Genomic DNA, 16,013 nt, shown 5'->3' with positions numbered 1-16,013 from the left:
TTCCTATTTATTGAGTTTTGGGATGGAAAGAGTAATTGAGATTCTTAAGGGGAGCTTTCTATAAAAAGATAGAAAGTAAATACATTCACAAGAAGGGAGCTCAATATGGAAAAATTGCTAATTGAAGGCGGAAGAGCTTTAAATGGAACAATTCGAGTAAGCGGTGCAAAGAACAGTGCTGTTGCATTAATTCCAGCGACAATTTTAGCAGATACTCCAGTAACTATTGGTGGTGTCCCTAATATTTCGGACGTGAAAATGTTAGGCGACTTACTAGAGGAAATTGGAGGGAAAGTAACTTATGGACAGGAGGAAGAGATGGTAGTCGATCCTTCTAACATGGTTGCAATGCCTTTGCCAAATGGAAAAGTGAAAAAATTGCGCGCTTCTTATTATTTAATGGGTGCGATGCTTGGCCGTTTTAAAAAAGCTGTTATTGGGCTTCCGGGTGGATGTCACTTAGGACCGAGGCCGATTGATCAGCATATTAAAGGGTTTGAAGCGCTAGGTGCACATGTTACAAATGAACAAGGTGCCATCTATTTAAGAGCAGATGAACTACATGGAGCACGTATTTATTTAGATGTTGTTAGTGTGGGGGCTACGATTAATATTATGCTAGCAGCTGTACGAGCAAAAGGTAGAACTGTTATTGAAAATGCAGCGAAAGAGCCCGAGATTATTGATGTAGCTACATTGTTAACAAGCATGGGAGCACGTATTAAAGGTGCTGGTACAGATGTAATCCGAATAGATGGTGTGGACTCTTTACATGGTTGTCACCATACTATCATCCCAGATCGTATTGAAGCTGGTACGTATATGATTCTAGGAGCTGCATCAGGAGGAGAAGTAACGGTTGATAACGTTATTCCTCAGCATTTAGAATCAGTTACTGCTAAGCTAAGAGAAGCTGGTGTTCAAGTTGAAACGAATGATGATCAAATTACAGTGAACGGTAATAGAAAGTTAAAAGTAGTTGATATCAAAACGCTTGTATATCCAGGTTTTCCAACAGATTTACAACAGCCGTTTACGACGCTTTTAACAAAGGCGCACGGGACGGGAGTTGTAACAGATACAATTTACGGTGCCCGTTTCAAACACATTGATGAATTACGTCGTATGAATGCTCAAATTAAAGTAGAAGGTCGTTCGGCAATTGTAACTGGTCCTGTGTTACTGCAAGGTGCAAAAGTGAAGGCGAGTGATTTACGAGCGGGAGCAGCACTTGTTATTGCAGGGTTAATGGCAGATGGAATTACAGAAGTAACAGGACTTGAGCATATTGATCGAGGTTATGAGAATATAGTGGACAAGCTTAAAGGGCTTGGAGCAAACATTTGGCGAGAACAAATGACAAAACAAGAAATTGAAGAGATGAAGAACGCATAAGTGATACTTCCGTAAGGGGGAAGCGAAGCATCACTACTTGCGGAAGTACACTTTATAGAAAAACACGGTTCACAAAATACGGCAGAAATATAAAGACTTAAAGGAGAGGGATTATTGTGGAAAGAAGTTTATCTATGGAGTTAGTACGTGTAACAGAGGCTGCAGCATTATCATCAGCGCGTTGGATGGGGCGCGGGAAAAAAGATGAAGCAGACGGTGCAGCAACATCAGCTATGCGTGATGTATTTGATACAATTCCGATGAAAGGTACAGTTGTAATTGGTGAAGGTGAGATGGATGAAGCGCCAATGCTATATATCGGAGAGAAATTAGGTACAGGATATGGACCACGTGTAGACGTTGCGGTTGATCCTTTAGAAGGGACAAATATCGTAGCAGCTGGTGGCTGGAATGCTCTTGCTGTTATTGCAATTGCAGACCACGGTAATTTGTTACATGCTCCTGACATGTACATGGATAAAATCGCGGTTGGCCCAGAAGCAGTTGGGGCAGTCGACATTGATGCGCCTATTATTGATAACTTACGTGCAGTTGCGAAAGCGAAAAATAAAGACATTGAAGATGTTGTAGCAACAGTTTTAAACCGTCCACGTCACCAAGCAATTATCGAAGAAATTCGTAAGGCTGGTGCTCGTATTAAATTAATTAATGATGGAGATGTAGCTGGAGCAATTAATACAGCGTTTGATCGTACAGGTGTAGATATTCTATTTGGATCTGGTGGAGCACCTGAAGGTGTATTGGCAGCAGTTGCTTTAAAATGTTTAGGTGGAGAAATTCACGGAAAACTATTGCCACAAAACGAAGCTGAATTAGCACGTTGTAAAAAAATGGGCATAGAAGACATTAATCGTATCCTTCGTATGGAGGACTTAGTAAAAGGTGACGATGCAATCTTTGCAGCAACAGGTGTAACAGATGGTGAACTATTACGTGGTGTTCAATTTAAAGGTAGCGTAGGAACAACGCAATCTCTTGTTATGCGTGCAAAATCAGGCACAGTTCGTTTCGTAGATGGTCGTCATAGCTTAAATAAAAAACCGAACTTGGTTATTAAGTAAAAGGTGGAAGCGGCTCGTTCAGAATCGCAGGACATTGGAACTCTCGACCTTGAAGCGCTCTTTGCTTCGAGTGAGAGAGTGAAATGACCGGAGATTCTAGCCGCTGGAACTGGATTTAAGTAAAAAGCGTAAGCAGCTTGTTCAGAATGGGAGGGGGATGGAGCTTCTGACGTAGAGGCGCTTTTTGCCTCGCAGAAAGAAGTGAAGCCACCGACCATTCTAGCTGCTGAAGCTGGATTAAGTAAAAAGCGTAAGCGGCTCGTTCAGAAAGGTTAAAATGGTCGATCTTTTTAACTATCGGAGCCGGAACTAAATTAAATAAGAAGCGAAGACAAATTTTCTTGTCTTCGCTTCTTGTATTTGTGTTCCAACGTATTGATTAAAACTAGATAAAAGGGTTACAATAGTGAATATTACCCTACTTGAACTTATTGCCTTTCATTATTAATTATTTGCCTTCCGTATTTTTTCCCTTTACCCATGAAAAAAGAGAATAACGTTAAAGTGTGGTGTCTGAATGAATTTGTCAATTGCAGCATTAGAAAACATGAAATTAAAAGAGTTATACGAGCTTGCGAAAGAATTTAAGATTTCGTATTATAGCAAGTTAACGAAAAAAGAGTTAATCTTTTCTATTTTGAAAGCTCGAGCAGAAAAAGAAGGTTTCTTTTTCATGGAAGGCGTATTAGAAATTATTCAATCAGAAGGATTTGGATTCCTACGTCCTATCAACTATTCTCCAAGCTCAGAAGATATTTATATCTCAGCTTCGCAAATTCGTCGTTTCGATTTACGTAATGGAGACAAAGTTTCTGGTAAAGTACGACCTCCGAAAGAAAATGAACGCTATTTTGGGTTATTACAAGTTGAAGCTGTAAACGGAGATGATCCAGATTCAGCAAAAGAGCGTGTGCATTTCCCTGCATTAACACCATTATACCCAGATCGCCAAATGAAATTGGAAACGGAACCGAAAAAGTTACCGACACGTATCATGGATTTAATCGCACCAGTTGGATTTGGACAACGTGGTTTAATTGTTGCGCCTCCAAAGGCTGGTAAAACAAGTCTATTAAAAGAAATTGCACACAGTGTTACAACAAATCATCCAGAAGCAGAATTAATTGTGCTTTTAATTGATGAGCGTCCAGAGGAAGTAACAGACATTGAACGTTCTGTTAAGGGCGACGTTGTAAGTTCTACTTTTGATGAAGTACCAGAAAATCATATTAAAGTAGCTGAACTTGTGTTAGAACGTGCAATGCGTCTTGTAGAGCACAAAAAAGATGTTATCATTTTAATGGATAGTATTACCCGTTTAGCGCGAGCTTACAACCTCGTTATTCCGCCAAGTGGTAGAACATTATCGGGTGGTATCGACCCAGCGGCTTTCCATAGACCGAAGCGTTTCTTTGGAGCTGCACGTAATATTGAAGAAGGCGGTAGCTTAACGATTTTAGCAACAGCCCTTGTTGATACAGGATCTCGTATGGACGATGTTATTTACGAGGAATTTAAAGGAACTGGAAATATGGAACTTCACTTAGATCGTTCGTTAGCTGAACGTCGTATCTTCCCAGCGATTGATATTCGTCGTTCTGGTACACGTAAAGAAGATCTATTAATTCCAAAAGAGCATTTAGACAAGTTATGGGGCATTCGTAAAACAATGCGTGATACACCAGACTTTGTTGAAAGTTTCTTACGTAAGCTTCGTCAAACGAAGACAAACGAAGAATTTTTACAAAACATTGTTGCAGACTCGAAAAGATATGTAACAACTAAGTAAAGGGAAAAGATTGGGACTCGCTTATTTTATAGTAAGCGAGTTTTTTATGCCTTTTAGGTGATATTAAAGAGAGAAATAAGTGGGAGAACCTTAGCTGGTCAGAGCAGAACGAACCGCCTCCACTTTAAGGTGATATCTAGCTCCAGCGGCTAGAATGGTAGGTGGCTTCGCGTCTTCCATGAGGCAAAAAGCGCCTCAAGTGAGAGGGTGTGAAGTGTCCTGGATTTTTAAGTGATATCCAGTTCCGGTGGCTAGCTCTTCACATCTAAGAACCTTCCGCCCGAAAGGTAAAAAGCACCTTTAGGGCGAAAGAACCTTAGCTGGTCGGAGCTGAGCGAGCCCCCGCCACTTTTAAGGTGATATCCAGCTCCAGCGGCTAGAATGGTAGGTGGCTTCGCGTCTTCCTACGGGGTAAAAAGCACCTCTACGTCAGAAGCTCCATCCCCCTCCCATTCTGAACGAGCCGCTTCTGCTTTTAAATTGTATCTAGTTCCGACGGCTAGCTCTTCGTGTCTAAGAACCTCCCGCCCGAAAGGTAAAAAGCACCTATTGTGCGAGAGAACCTTAGCCAGTCAGAGCTAAACGAGCCGTCTACACTTTTAATTTCAAAAGACAAAAACAGGTAGTTGCAAAATGAAGTTAGCCTTGTTATAATTTCATCATATGTGTTTCATCAATATAGTTGTGTATGCAGCTGAAGATGAAAAACTCTGTTTCGAAAATGATTCAGGGCGGAAGGAGATGAAAAGAATGAAAGCAGGAATTCACCCAGATTACAAGAAAGTTGTATTCATGGACACAAACACAGGCTTCAAATTCTTAAGCGGGTCTACTAAAGGCTCTAGCGAAACTGTTGAGTGGGAAGATGGTAACACTTATCCATTACTAAAAGTTGAGATCAGTTCTGATTCTCACCCATTCTACACTGGACGTCAGAAGTTTGCTACTGCAGACGGACGCGTTGATCGCTTCAATAAGAAATACGGTATCAAGTAATAAAAACATAAAACAGGCAAGTGTATGTATTCGCTTGTCTGTTTTTTTTGTGAAAATATTATACCTTTACCCTACTTTTAACTAAAAAGTAGATGAAAGGAGAGCTTCATGTACTTAATAAATCAAAATGGCTGGATTGAAGTGATTTGCGGTAGTATGTTTTCTGGTAAATCAGAAGAGTTAATCCGCCGTGTGCGCCGTACGCAATTTGCGAAACAACATGCAATTGTATTTAAACCATGTATTGATAATCGCTATAGTGAAGAAGACGTTGTATCACATAACGGATTAAAGGTAAAAGCAGTTCCTGTTTCAGCTTCAAAAGATATATTTGAACATATCACTGAAGATATGGATGTAATTGCAATCGATGAGGTACAATTCTTTGATGGGGACATTGTGGAAGTGGTGCAAGTATTGGCAAATCGTGGCTATCGTGTCATTGTAGCTGGTTTAGACCAAGATTTCCGTGGTCTACCATTTGGACAAGTTCCTCAGCTGATGGCGATTGCTGAACATGTAACAAAGCTACAAGCAGTATGTTCTGCATGTGGATCTCCGGCAAGTCGTACACAACGATTAATTGATGGAGAACCAGCGGCATTTGATGATCCGATTATTTTAGTTGGGGCTTCAGAATCGTATGAGCCACGCTGTCGTCATTGTCATGCAGTTCCTACAAACAAAGATAAGTAAAACTCGCTGCGCAAGGCGGGTTTTTTTCAGAATAGAGAGTGTGGTTGGTGTGAGCCGCTTACGCTTTTAAATATAATTTGCGTTTTTTTGAGTAAGTACCATATACTATTTGTATTAGATACTAGGATGTAGAGGTGAATGATGTGTTAGATCGTTTGCAAGCTGTAGAAAATCGTTATGAGAAGTTAAATGAATTGTTAAGTGACCCAGAGGTTATTAGCGATACAAATAAACTTCGTGAATATTCAAAGGAACAGTCTGATATACAGGAAACGGTAGAGGTGTATCGTGAGTATAAGGATGTTCGTGAGCAATTAAAAGATGCGAAAGCAATGTTAGAAGAGAAGTTAGACGCAGAAATGCGTGACATGGTAAAAGAAGAGGTTTCTGAGTTAGAATCACAAGAAAAAACGTTATCAGAACGTCTGAAAATTTTACTAGTTCCAAAGGACCCTAATGATGATAAGAACGTTATCGTTGAGGTTCGTGGGGCTGCTGGTGGCGACGAGGCCGCTTTATTTGCTGGTGACTTATACCGTATGTATAGCCGTTACGCTGAGGTACAGGGCTGGAAAACGGAGATTATCGAGGCTAGCTATACAGAGTTAGGTGGATATAAAGAGATTATCTTTATGATTAACGGTAAAGGTGCTTTCGCGAAGCTGAAATTCGAGAATGGTGCTCACCGTGTACAACGTGTTCCTGAAACGGAATCTGGTGGACGTATTCATACATCTACAGCAACTGTAGCTGTATTACCAGAGGCAGAGGAAGTAGAAATCGACATTCACGAGAAAGATGTTCGTGTTGATACATTCGCTTCTAGTGGTCCTGGTGGACAAAGTGTTAATACAACGATGTCAGCGGTACGTTTAACGCATTTACCGACTGGTGTAGTTGTATCTTGTCAGGATGAGAAATCACAAATTAAGAATAAAGAAAAAGCGATGAAAGTATTACGCGCACGTGTTTATGATAAGTTTAGACAAGAAGCACAAGCTGAATATGATCAAAACCGTAAACAAGCTGTTGGTACGGGTGATCGTTCAGAGCGTATTCGTACGTATAACTTCCCGCAAAACCGTGTTACAGACCATCGAATCGGTTTAACGATTCAAAAGCTAGATCAAATCTTACAAGGTAAGTTAGATGATTTCATCAATGCCTTAGTGATGGAAGATCAGGCTCAAAGGATGGAGGCAGCTGAGTAATGCGTGTCTATGAAGCCCTGAAATGGGCTTCTTCTTTTTTACAGGAAAATGGACGAGATGAAAATGCGGGAGAAATTGTCCTTTGTCATGTATTAAAGATGAACAGAACAGGATTACTTATGAATATGCGTGAAGAAATAAATGAGGAACAAGAGGCAAGCTTTACGGAGTTTATCCACAAGCATGTAGAAGGTATTCCTATTCAATATATGATTGGTTATGAAATGTTTTATGGCCGGTCGTTCTTTGTGAATGAAGAAGTATTAATACCAAGACCGGAAACAGAAGAGCTTATAGTAGGAGTATTAGAAAGAATTGAGCGCCATTTTGGCGACAAGGAACTACATGTAGCAGATATAGGCACAGGTAGTGGAGCGATTTCTATTACGCTTGCTTTAGAAAATAAAAATCTCCACGTGTATACAGTAGATATTGCACAAGAGTCGATTGAAGTTGCAAAAGAAAATGCAAAAGCTTTAGGTGCAGAAGTAACGTTCTATCACGGTGATTTATTGTCACCATTTCATAAAACGGGTCAAAAGCTAGATGTTGTTGTTTCAAATCCTCCATATATACCGGAAGAGGATTGGCGTGGTCTTTCTCCTGTTGTGAAAGAGCATGAACCGAAGAGAGCGCTTGTTGGTGGAGAAGACGGATTAGATTTTTATCGCCGTTTTATGGAAGAATTGCCGAATGTGTTGCAGGAGAAAGCAATTGTAGCGTTTGAAATTGGAGTAGGACAAGGTGAGGATGTAAAAAGATTGTTACAACAAGCTTTTCCACATGCCAATGTTGAGGTTGTTTTCGATATTAACGGAAAAGACCGTATGGTATTTGCAGAGATGGAGTAAGGTTCACACCTTACTCCATTTTTTTGTGGGAAAATTCATATAGATTTTGAATTTAATAGTTTAGAAATATGAAAGTCTGTCCACACTGTTTGTAGAGGGGACGGTGGAGGAAATGAAAAAACAAGTTATTGCTTATCTTCTTATATTATTAATTGGTGCACAGTTACTTGTGCAGTTTGGATATATGAAAGCTGATGCAAAAGGGCCTTCAGTTATTCCGAAAGAGGCCGTTCGATTACGAATTTTAGCAAATAGTGATTCAGATAAAGACCAGGCATTAAAGCGTAAAGTGCGTGATGAAGTAAAAGCACAAATTGATGGATGGGTAGCGGATTTAACTTCATTTGAAGAGGCGCGCAAAGTAATTCAAAGTCATATTCCAGAAATCGAGAAAACGGTGGAAAATACGTTAAAAAGAGAAGGAAGTAAAGAATCATTTCAAGTGAAATTTAGTAAGAATGTAAAGTTTCCTACAAAGGTATATGGGAATTTTATTTATCCAGCAGGAGAATATGAAGCGGTATTGATTACAATTGGAGAAGGTGAAGGGGCGAACTGGTGGTGTGTATTATTTCCACCAATGTGTTTCTTAGATTTTTCGAGTGGGACAGCTGTAAGAAAAGAAGAGCACGTTGTGAAGGCGGAATCTCCTGAAGAGGAGCAGGTGAAACAACTAGATGAGGAAGTAGTAAATACAGAAGAGAAGAAAGTGGATAAGGTAAAAGAAACGAAAGTTGTAAAACAGGAAGTAGTAAAAAAAGTAACATCTTCTGAAAAGAAAGTAGTAAAAAATGAAACAAAAGTCGAAGAGCAGCCTGTAAGTAAAGAAGAAACAAAAACTGTGGAAAAAGTGGAGAAACCTGTGGAGAAAAAACAAGAAAAGCAAAATGAGTATGTAAAAGTAGAAGAGGAAGAAGAAAAGCCAGAAGTTAAATTGTTTATTGTAGAAGCTTTTACATCTTTATTCTCTAAATAGTACTATTAATAAATCCCTCCTCATATATAAAAATGAGGAGGGATTTATTATGAAGAAAGTGTATTTTGCTACGAAGGCAGATGTGGAAAGATTACATTCTTTTTTCGGACAAGCTAATAAAAAAGATGATAAAATAAATGAGTTGTACGCACAATTTATGATTTTGGAAGAGGCGGAAGAAATACGAGCTGTAATTGGTTATGAACAAAGTGGGGAAGATGTACTTATTCGTTCTTGTTTATTCACACCTCATGTGGATAAACAGACTTTCTTATATTTTTTTGAAATGTTTTTGCAGTATATGAAAGAAAAAAGTGTTCAACAATTGTACTTACTAACAAACCATCCACAATCTGTACCAATCTTTCAGTTCTTTGACTTTTTTACTATAGAAAAGGATGAGGTTCCAGAGGGAATTCAACAGTTAGAACATTTTTGTAAAAATATAAAAGAGCAGAATGCAATAATACTAAATTGTCAGCTATTCACAAAGTTATCCACGGATTAATTAGGTTTATCCACATTTTGTGGATAAACCTTGTTTGTCTTTTGGATAAATCTCATAGTAAACTAAAAATAGACAAGTATTTAAGGGTAGAAAAGGACGTGGAAAAAAATGCATACAAATATGTGGGTTGTGGATAATGTTGTGGAAAGAAAAAAATATTATCCACAGTTACAAGAAGCAGCAAAATTATTAAGAGAAAATGAGGCGGTTGCTTTCCCTACGGAAACAGTATATGGGTTAGGTGCAAACGCGATGGATGATGAAGCAATCGCAAAAATTTTCGAAGCGAAAGGAAGACCGAGTGATAATCCACTCATTGTCCACATAGGTACAAAATCTCAGTTAGATGGCATTGTGAAAGAAATTCCACCAGTTGCAGAGAAGTTAATGGCGCATTTTTGGCCAGGGCCATTAACAATTATTTTGCCGAGAAAAGAAGGGATTTCAGAGAAGGTGACCGCAGGACTTAATACGGTTGGAGTAAGAATGCCTGATCATCCAATTGCACTTGCTCTTATTGAAGAGGCGAATGTACCTGTTGCGGCACCAAGTGCGAATCGTTCAGGGCGTCCAAGTCCAACACTAGCTTCTCACGTATATGAAGATTTGAACGGGAAGATCGCAGGTATTGTTGATGGTGGTGCAACTGGAGTAGGCGTTGAATCAACTGTAATTGATTGTACAAGCACGGTTCCAACAATATTACGTCCAGGTGGGATTACGAAAGAACAATTAGAAGCAGTGATAGGTACCGTTTCTTTAGATCCAGCTTTAAAGGATGAGAAGGAAAAACCGAAATCACCTGGAATGAAATACACACATTATGCGCCGAAAGCACCACTTAGTATTGTTGAGGGCTCACGTGAGTTTATTCAGCATCTTGTAGATGAGAAAAAGGAAGAAGGATTTAAAGTAGGCGTATTAACGACGGAAGAGTATCAGCATGTATATAGCGCAGATGTTATATTATCTTGTGGTGTTCGAAGTGACTTAGCTAGCGTTGCGACTAAATTATATGATGTACTTAGAACATTTGATGCAAGTGAAGTGGATGTTATTTTTAGTGAGTCGTTCCCTAATGAAGGAATAGGAAATGCTATTATGAATCGTTTAACAAAAGCGGCAGGACATCATATTATTATTGAATGATAAGGTACGATTAGCAAACAGAATATTTCTCCTTGGATAAGCATATTGTGAAGTAGCACGTCCAAGGAGGGGCATGAATGACGTTTGAACAGCTAATACCTTTAATAATTATGGCATTCGCCTTAGGGATGGATGCGTTCTCGGTGAGTCTTGGTATGGGGATGATGCCCCTAAAGTTAAGACAAATCCTGTATATTGGTATGACGATAGGGATATTTCATATTATTATGCCGTTTATAGGAATGGTACTAGGTCGTTTTTTATCAGAGAAGTATGGAGAGATTGCACATTTTGCGGGTGCTATTTTATTAATCGGACTAGGTTTTTATATCGTATATTCGACCATTTTACAAAATGAAGAGACTAGAACTGCCCCTATTGGAATTAGCTTATTCGTATTTGCATTTGGCGTTAGTATAGATAGTTTCTCAGTAGGGCTTAGTCTTGGTATTTATGGGGCACAAACAATCATTACAATATTACTTTTTGGATTTGTTAGCATGTTATTAGCGTGGATTGGTTTATTAATTGGTAGACATGCGAAAGATATGCTCGGTACATATGGCGAGATAGTAGGTGGCATCATTTTGGTTGGATTTGGATTGTATATCCTTTTTCCTATATAATTTTATGTAGGAGGGAATTATGAACAATCTATTGGAATGGTAGGTTAAGTTTTTAACCTTCTTTCCTCGATGGCTAAGAATACTTATAATTTGGGGTATTATTTTGCAAATTTCGATGTTAGGTTGGATTAAGTTAATTCGTGAATGGTGAGACGGTTCCTTTCTGTGAATATTTTGTTGGTACTATATTTATTGCACTAAAAATTACAGATATAGAAAGGATGAGATGAATGACGAGATTGAAGCAAGTTTTCGGTATTATTATTAGTTTTTTTGTTTTTTGGTTTAGTATGCTCGGTGTACAAATGTTTGCTGAGTTTTTAGATATTGAGTCATTGAAATTTGTTGCAGGAAAGACTGAGGCGGCGCGTGCCTTTTACTCTCCGTACCCGTTTTTAATTGTTTTTCTTATTACACTGCTTTCCCTATACTTCTTCGTAATGAAGCTAGGGAAACCGAAAAAAGAAAAACTGCCTACTTTAGAGGAAAAGAAGGAAGAATTACAATGATAAAAATCCCCTGCTAAAAAGCAGGGGATTTTTATGTTTGAGTGATGGCAGGAATCGATTCTGAGCGAGCCGCTTTCGCTTTTAGATATTATCCAGTTCCAGTGGCCAGCTCTTCGCATCTAAGAACCTCCCGCACGAAAGGTAAAAAGCACCTTTTGTGCGAGAGAACCTTAGCTGGTCAGAGCTAAACGGGCCACTTCCACCTTTAAACTGGCCTAACTAATTCAAATTGTTCTCCTAATTTTGCATAGTTGTGTCCTGCTAGGCGGCTTATTGGTTTGAGTCCTTCTGCGTGAATGCGCCCTTTTTCATATAGATGTTCGGCAACGTGGAAACGAACGACGCGTCCAATTAGTAGATCACAAGCTGGTGAGTCTTCTGTTCCACCAAGTGGAATTGCACGTTCTAATACGCATTCCATTCGAATATTTGCTTCTTTTACACCTGGAACGGAGATGACTTCACTTTCAATTGGTGTTAGTTTTGCTAGTTCAATTTCACTTTCATTTGGCGGGAGATTAGCTGCTGTTTCATTAATTGCTGCTACATATGATTCGTCAGAAATATGTACGACAAATTCACCTTTTTCAATTGCGTTTCGGGAAGTGTCCTTTCTTTCTCCGGCTTTTCGTTGTACAGATACTGAGATAAGTGGTGGATTAGCAGCGACAATATTAAAATAACTATATGGTGCGCCGTTTAATACACCGTCTTTTGTTAAAGAAGTAACGAATGCGACAGGGCGAGGGATGATACTTCCAGTAAGTAATTTGTAATTATCTTTTTCAGTTTGTTCATTTGGATTAATGGATAACATGCTTGTAATCCCCTTTCTAAATATGAATACTTATTGTTTGTTTACAAGATAACGATGAGAAAATCCTGCTGGAAATAATATTTTGTTTCATAAAAAGAACTTACTTCAATTGTAATGAAGTAAGTTCTTTTTCAAGAATCTCAAATCTGAGATAAAAATTAAAGTAAAACGTATGCGCCAGGTCCGATTAAAGCTACACCAACAGCAACAGCGATTAACATTAAGTTATATTCATATCCATTTTGTGTTACCCAGTAACCATTTTTTCCGTGAACAGTGAAGATAGCCATTAACATTGTTCCAACGATAAATAATGAACCAACTACAATGAAAATACCTGATGCGAATAAGAAACCACCTAGTAATTCAGTTGCGCCAGCCATAAATGCCATAAATACACCAGGGCGTAAACCGATTGACTCCATCCAGCCACCTGTTCCTTTTAAACCGTAACCGCCGAACCAACCAAATAATTTTTGAGCGCCATGACCCATGAATGTAATTCCTATAATAAGACGAATAATAAGTAGACCGAAATCCATCATTTTTAAAAACCTCCTAAAAGTTATTAACTTACCTTACGTAAGTAATAATAAAATAGTTACTTACTTTAGTCAAGTGGATTTTGAAAAAAGTTTGAATTAAATTTTACAAATTAACAACAAAAAATAAAATGTAGTAAAGACCTCTAGACAAGTTGGGCAAAAAAAGAGAAAATATAAATAGAAGTTAACTTCTTATTGTTATTCAGACAATCAGAATTGACTGGAATTTTGTGAAGCGCTACAATAAGAGTCTATTAGTAATGACGTAATTTATTTCGAAAGCGTTTTTACAGTATAATATTCGAAGTATGAAGTCTTACATGTATCCCGAGCTTTACTAGGGATTGCCCTATAAACTTTTAGGTAAATTATAAGGAGGACTATCCTATGTTTAAAAAATTATTCGGTCTTGGTTCAAAAACAAATGAAGAAACAATCGTAGCTCCATTAACTGGAGCAGTGAAAAATATTGAAGAAGTACCAGATCCAGTATTCGCTGGTCGTATGATGGGTGACGGTGTTGCAATCGATCCTACTGAAGGTGTAGTTGTATCTCCAGTTGATGGTGAAATCGTACAATTATTCCACACAAAACATGCTATCGGAATTAAAGCGAAAAATGGCACAGAAATTTTAATCCACGTTGGGTTAGAAACTGTAAAAATGGAAGGCGAAGGTTTCGAAGCTCACGTTTCTGAAGGCCAAGCTGTAAAAGCTGGAGATAAATTAATCTCATTCGACTTAGAATTAATCCGTGAAAAAGCGAAAAGCACAATTACTCCAATCGTTATTACAAACACAGATGCAGCTGAGTCTATTAAGACAACTGTAGGCGTAACAGCTACAAAAGGTTCAACAGAAGTAATGAAAGTTACAATGAAATAATTGCTGTATAAGAGGAATCCGTTTCGTATGAAATGGATTCCTTATTTTTGTTGCATATTCAGTAGGTATGTTAAAATACTCTGGGCACTTGGAAATAGGGTTTCACATATATGTGGATAAGGCGCATTTTTCTTAGAAAAAATATAAGAGAAATGCGCCTTTTGTATATTCACATTTCTTTTGTTCTATTCTAATGTAAGTTATGATGAGTGGTAAGAAATCGAATATAGGGGTGGGTTTGGATGAAACGAGTATTATTTGTTTGTACTGGCAATACATGTCGTAGTCCAATGGCTGAGGCGTTGCTTCGTCATCACGGAGGAGATAGGTTTGAAGTACAATCTGCCGGTGTTTTCGCCTATCCTGGGAGCGATGCATCGGTACATGCGAAGGAAGCTTTAGCTGAAAAAGGGATTTCAATTGACCATACCGCGCAGCAAGTAAACGAAACTTTGCTTGATTGGGCTGATATTGTCGTAACGATGACAGAAAATCATAAACAAATTGTACTTGGGCATTATCCGAGTGTTGAAAAGAAATTGAATACGTTATATGGATTAACTGAAGGTATAGGCAAGGACATTTCAGATCCATTTGGAGGCTCGCTTTCTATTTATAAAGAAACGTTAGATGAGATGGAAAAACTTGTACAAACTTTACTGAAAAAACATTCGGTAGGTTGATGTTTCGTGTATAATACGATATTGGAGATCACTTCGTCCTATTGAGGTAGCGAGTGTGAAATGAAGATAATTGATTGAAACTTTGGAGGGGTAAAAATGAAAGTAGTAATAGCATCTGATCACGGCGGTATGAATATCCGCAAAGAACTTGTAAATTTATTAGAAGAGTTAAATATTGAATATGTTGATTTAGGTTGTGAATGTGAAGCTGGTTCTGTTGATTACCCTGACTTTGCGTTTCCAGCAGCTGAAATGGTAGCGAATGGTGAAGTGGATCGTGGTATTTTAGTTTGTGGGACAGGCATTGGTATGTCAATCGCAGCAAACAAAGTAAATGGTATCCGTTGTGCGTTAGTTCATGATACTTTCAGCGCGAAAGCAACGAGAGAGCATAATGACACTAACATGCTAGCAATGGGCGAGCGTGTAATTGGTGCTGGTCTAGCGCGTGATATCGCGAAAATCTGGTTAACAACTGACTATGAAGGTGGTCGTCACGAAAACCGCGTAGGAAAAATTAAAACATACGAAACAAAGTAATACATTCTAACTATCAGTAGTGTGAAATATAATTTGGTGAACCAACCTGTGAAAGGAAGAGGCGTAATGACAGAAATCGTAAAGGTAAGAGAACAGCTACAAATGTCGCTTTCTGATTTCCAAGAACAAGCTTCATTACAAAGCGGTCAAATTTTTGTAGTGGGTTGTAGCACGAGTGAAGTGCTAGGCGAAAGAATTGGAACATCAGGAACGATGGAAGTAGCAGAGGCGATTTTTTCTGAGTTAAAACAATTTCAAGAGCAAACAGGTATTGAATTAGCGTTTCAATGTTGTGAGCATTTAAACCGTGCTTTAGTGGTTGAGAGAGAAGTAGCGATAAAATATCAATTTGAAATTGTAACAGTTACGCCTGTTAGATCAGCAGGTGGTGCATTGGGGACATATGCGTATCACAATTTGAAAGATCCGGTAGTAGTTGAGTTTATTAAAGCAGATGCAGGAATGGATATTGGTGATACGTTTATTGGTATGCATTTAAAACATGTAGCTGTTCCGGTTCGTACAAGTGTGAAGGCAATTGGAAGTGCACATGTAACGATGGCCAAAACACGTGGAAAACTAATAGGTGGAGCACGTGCTGTTTACGCGGTGGCGGAAGAGACTACCACTTGCAGTTAAATATGAGAAATTAGGAAGTCATATAGTAGCTGTTTATCATAAGATAAAAGGTATGTTGTCTGACTTTATAGTAGAAGAAAGAAAAGACCGATTTTCGGTCTTTTTTTTCTTTTATG

General features: G+C 38.5%; 18 protein-coding genes. 16 read left to right on the top strand and 2 right to left on the bottom strand.

Annotated elements, in window-relative coordinates; genetic code table 11:
* Window positions 1–105 precede the first annotated feature (105 nt).
* From murA to BUA87_RS14645, 12 genes are all read left to right on the top strand, one after another.
* Window positions 106–1,395: a UDP-N-acetylglucosamine 1-carboxyvinyltransferase gene (murA, locus tag BUA87_RS14710; RefSeq protein ID WP_000413248.1), complete on the top strand. Its 1,290-nt coding sequence runs from the start codon at window positions 106–108 to the stop codon at window positions 1,393–1,395.
* A 116-nt stretch (window positions 1,396–1,511) separates the two neighbouring features.
* A complete protein-coding gene (gene glpX, locus BUA87_RS14705) occupies window positions 1,512–2,477 on the top strand; it encodes a class II fructose-bisphosphatase (protein ID WP_000442336.1) in 966 nt (321 codons plus the stop codon).
* 517 nt (window positions 2,478–2,994) lie between these two features.
* Complete coding sequence (gene rho / locus BUA87_RS14695) at window positions 2,995–4,266, top strand: transcription termination factor Rho (RefSeq protein ID WP_001053903.1); 1,272 nt, start codon at window positions 2,995–2,997, stop codon at window positions 4,264–4,266.
* 750 nt (window positions 4,267–5,016) lie between these two features.
* Window positions 5,017–5,262, top strand: a complete 246-nt coding sequence (locus tag BUA87_RS14685; protein WP_000643435.1) for a type B 50S ribosomal protein L31 — start codon at window positions 5,017–5,019, stop codon at window positions 5,260–5,262.
* Between the two features lie 108 nt (window positions 5,263–5,370).
* Window positions 5,371–5,958, top strand: coding sequence for a thymidine kinase (locus tag BUA87_RS14680; RefSeq protein ID WP_000280851.1), 588 nt, complete (start codon window positions 5,371–5,373; stop codon window positions 5,956–5,958).
* Window positions 5,959–6,101: 143 nt separating this feature from the next.
* Window positions 6,102–7,169, top strand: a complete 1,068-nt coding sequence (gene prfA, locus BUA87_RS14675; protein ID WP_000887066.1) for a peptide chain release factor 1 — start codon at window positions 6,102–6,104, stop codon at window positions 7,167–7,169.
* Window positions 7,169–8,020 (top strand): peptide chain release factor N(5)-glutamine methyltransferase, encoded by an 852-nt coding sequence (gene prmC, locus BUA87_RS14670; RefSeq protein ID WP_072940109.1) that lies wholly within the window; start codon window positions 7,169–7,171, stop codon window positions 8,018–8,020. The genes prfA and prmC overlap by 1 nt, the downstream gene beginning before the upstream one ends.
* A 112-nt stretch (window positions 8,021–8,132) precedes the next feature.
* On the top strand, window positions 8,133–8,996 hold the full coding sequence (gene spoIIR, locus BUA87_RS14665) for a stage II sporulation protein R (protein WP_000745068.1): 864 nt from the start codon (window positions 8,133–8,135) through the stop codon (window positions 8,994–8,996).
* Between the two features lie 49 nt (window positions 8,997–9,045).
* Entirely contained in the window at window positions 9,046–9,504 is a 459-nt protein-coding gene (locus BUA87_RS14660; RefSeq protein WP_000758437.1) for a GNAT family N-acetyltransferase, read from the top strand.
* A 108-nt stretch (window positions 9,505–9,612) separates the two neighbouring features.
* The gene (locus BUA87_RS14655; RefSeq protein WP_000557352.1) at window positions 9,613–10,653 is read left to right on the top strand and encodes an L-threonylcarbamoyladenylate synthase; all 1,041 of its coding nucleotides are present in this window, start codon (window positions 9,613–9,615) and stop codon (window positions 10,651–10,653) included.
* 77 nt (window positions 10,654–10,730) lie between these two features.
* On the top strand, window positions 10,731–11,279 hold the full coding sequence (locus BUA87_RS14650) for a manganese efflux pump MntP (protein WP_000142477.1): 549 nt from the start codon (window positions 10,731–10,733) through the stop codon (window positions 11,277–11,279).
* A 230-nt stretch (window positions 11,280–11,509) separates the two neighbouring features.
* Window positions 11,510–11,788, top strand: coding sequence for a DUF3935 domain-containing protein (locus tag BUA87_RS14645; protein ID WP_000197475.1), 279 nt, complete (start codon window positions 11,510–11,512; stop codon window positions 11,786–11,788).
* A 205-nt stretch (window positions 11,789–11,993) separates the two neighbouring features.
* On the opposite strand, the gene BUA87_RS14640 is transcribed toward BUA87_RS14645, so the two are convergent.
* Together BUA87_RS14640 and BUA87_RS14635 are read right to left on the bottom strand one after the other, a co-directional pair.
* Window positions 11,994–12,605 (bottom strand): flavin reductase family protein, encoded by a 612-nt coding sequence (locus tag BUA87_RS14640; RefSeq protein ID WP_000949046.1) that lies wholly within the window; start codon window positions 12,603–12,605, stop codon window positions 11,994–11,996.
* Between the two features lie 158 nt (window positions 12,606–12,763).
* Window positions 12,764–13,150 (bottom strand): DoxX family protein, encoded by a 387-nt coding sequence (locus BUA87_RS14635; protein WP_000968616.1) that lies wholly within the window; start codon window positions 13,148–13,150, stop codon window positions 12,764–12,766.
* 387 nt (window positions 13,151–13,537) lie between these two features.
* Here BUA87_RS14635 and BUA87_RS14630 point away from each other — a divergent pair, with 387 nt between their 5' ends.
* The 4 genes from BUA87_RS14630 to BUA87_RS14615 all read left to right on the top strand — a co-directional run bounded on the left by BUA87_RS14630 (window position 13,538) and on the right by BUA87_RS14615 (window position 15,897).
* On the top strand, window positions 13,538–14,035 hold the full coding sequence (locus BUA87_RS14630) for a PTS sugar transporter subunit IIA (protein ID WP_000473666.1): 498 nt from the start codon (window positions 13,538–13,540) through the stop codon (window positions 14,033–14,035).
* 242 nt (window positions 14,036–14,277) lie between these two features.
* Entirely contained in the window at window positions 14,278–14,718 is a 441-nt protein-coding gene (locus BUA87_RS14625; protein WP_000832375.1) for a low molecular weight protein arginine phosphatase, read from the top strand.
* A gap of 96 nt (window positions 14,719–14,814) precedes the next feature.
* Entirely contained in the window at window positions 14,815–15,258 is a 444-nt protein-coding gene (gene rpiB / locus BUA87_RS14620; protein WP_000869539.1) for a ribose 5-phosphate isomerase B, read from the top strand.
* Window positions 15,259–15,324: 66 nt separating this feature from the next.
* Complete coding sequence (locus tag BUA87_RS14615) at window positions 15,325–15,897, top strand: TIGR01440 family protein (protein WP_000136377.1); 573 nt, start codon at window positions 15,325–15,327, stop codon at window positions 15,895–15,897.
* Window positions 15,898–16,013 lie beyond the last annotated feature (116 nt).

Source organism: Bacillus sp. bc15 (genome assembly GCF_900142585.1).
Lineage (GTDB): Bacteria > Bacillota > Bacilli > Bacillales > Bacillaceae_G > Bacillus_A > Bacillus_A cereus.
Note: the sequence above shows the minus strand (reverse complement) of the source record. Positions and strands in the feature narration are given on the sequence as shown.

Excerpts from the sequence above, each read along its gene's own strand:
- murA (WP_000413248.1), top strand. The coding sequence starts at position 106 with ATGGAAAAATTGCTAATTGAAGGCGGAAGAGCTTTAAATGGAACAATT.
- rho (WP_001053903.1), top strand. The coding sequence starts at position 2,995 with ATGAATTTGTCAATTGCAGCATTAGAAAACATGAAATTAAAAGAGTTA.
- BUA87_RS14685 (WP_000643435.1), top strand. The coding sequence starts at position 5,017 with ATGAAAGCAGGAATTCACCCAGATTACAAGAAAGTTGTATTCATGGAC.
- BUA87_RS14680 (WP_000280851.1), top strand. The coding sequence starts at position 5,371 with ATGTACTTAATAAATCAAAATGGCTGGATTGAAGTGATTTGCGGTAGT.
- prmC (WP_072940109.1), top strand. The coding sequence starts at position 7,169 with ATGCGTGTCTATGAAGCCCTGAAATGGGCTTCTTCTTTTTTACAGGAA.
- spoIIR (WP_000745068.1), top strand. The coding sequence starts at position 8,133 with ATGAAAAAACAAGTTATTGCTTATCTTCTTATATTATTAATTGGTGCA.
- BUA87_RS14660 (WP_000758437.1), top strand. The coding sequence starts at position 9,046 with ATGAAGAAAGTGTATTTTGCTACGAAGGCAGATGTGGAAAGATTACAT.
- BUA87_RS14655 (WP_000557352.1), top strand. The coding sequence starts at position 9,613 with ATGCATACAAATATGTGGGTTGTGGATAATGTTGTGGAAAGAAAAAAA.
- BUA87_RS14650 (WP_000142477.1), top strand. The coding sequence starts at position 10,731 with ATGACGTTTGAACAGCTAATACCTTTAATAATTATGGCATTCGCCTTA.
- BUA87_RS14645 (WP_000197475.1), top strand. The coding sequence starts at position 11,510 with ATGACGAGATTGAAGCAAGTTTTCGGTATTATTATTAGTTTTTTTGTT.
- BUA87_RS14640 (WP_000949046.1), bottom strand. The coding sequence starts at position 12,605 with ATGTTATCCATTAATCCAAATGAACAAACTGAAAAAGATAATTACAAA.
- BUA87_RS14635 (WP_000968616.1), bottom strand. The coding sequence starts at position 13,150 with ATGATGGATTTCGGTCTACTTATTATTCGTCTTATTATAGGAATTACA.
- BUA87_RS14630 (WP_000473666.1), top strand. The coding sequence starts at position 13,538 with ATGTTTAAAAAATTATTCGGTCTTGGTTCAAAAACAAATGAAGAAACA.
- BUA87_RS14625 (WP_000832375.1), top strand. The coding sequence starts at position 14,278 with ATGAAACGAGTATTATTTGTTTGTACTGGCAATACATGTCGTAGTCCA.
- rpiB (WP_000869539.1), top strand. The coding sequence starts at position 14,815 with ATGAAAGTAGTAATAGCATCTGATCACGGCGGTATGAATATCCGCAAA.
- BUA87_RS14615 (WP_000136377.1), top strand. The coding sequence starts at position 15,325 with ATGACAGAAATCGTAAAGGTAAGAGAACAGCTACAAATGTCGCTTTCT.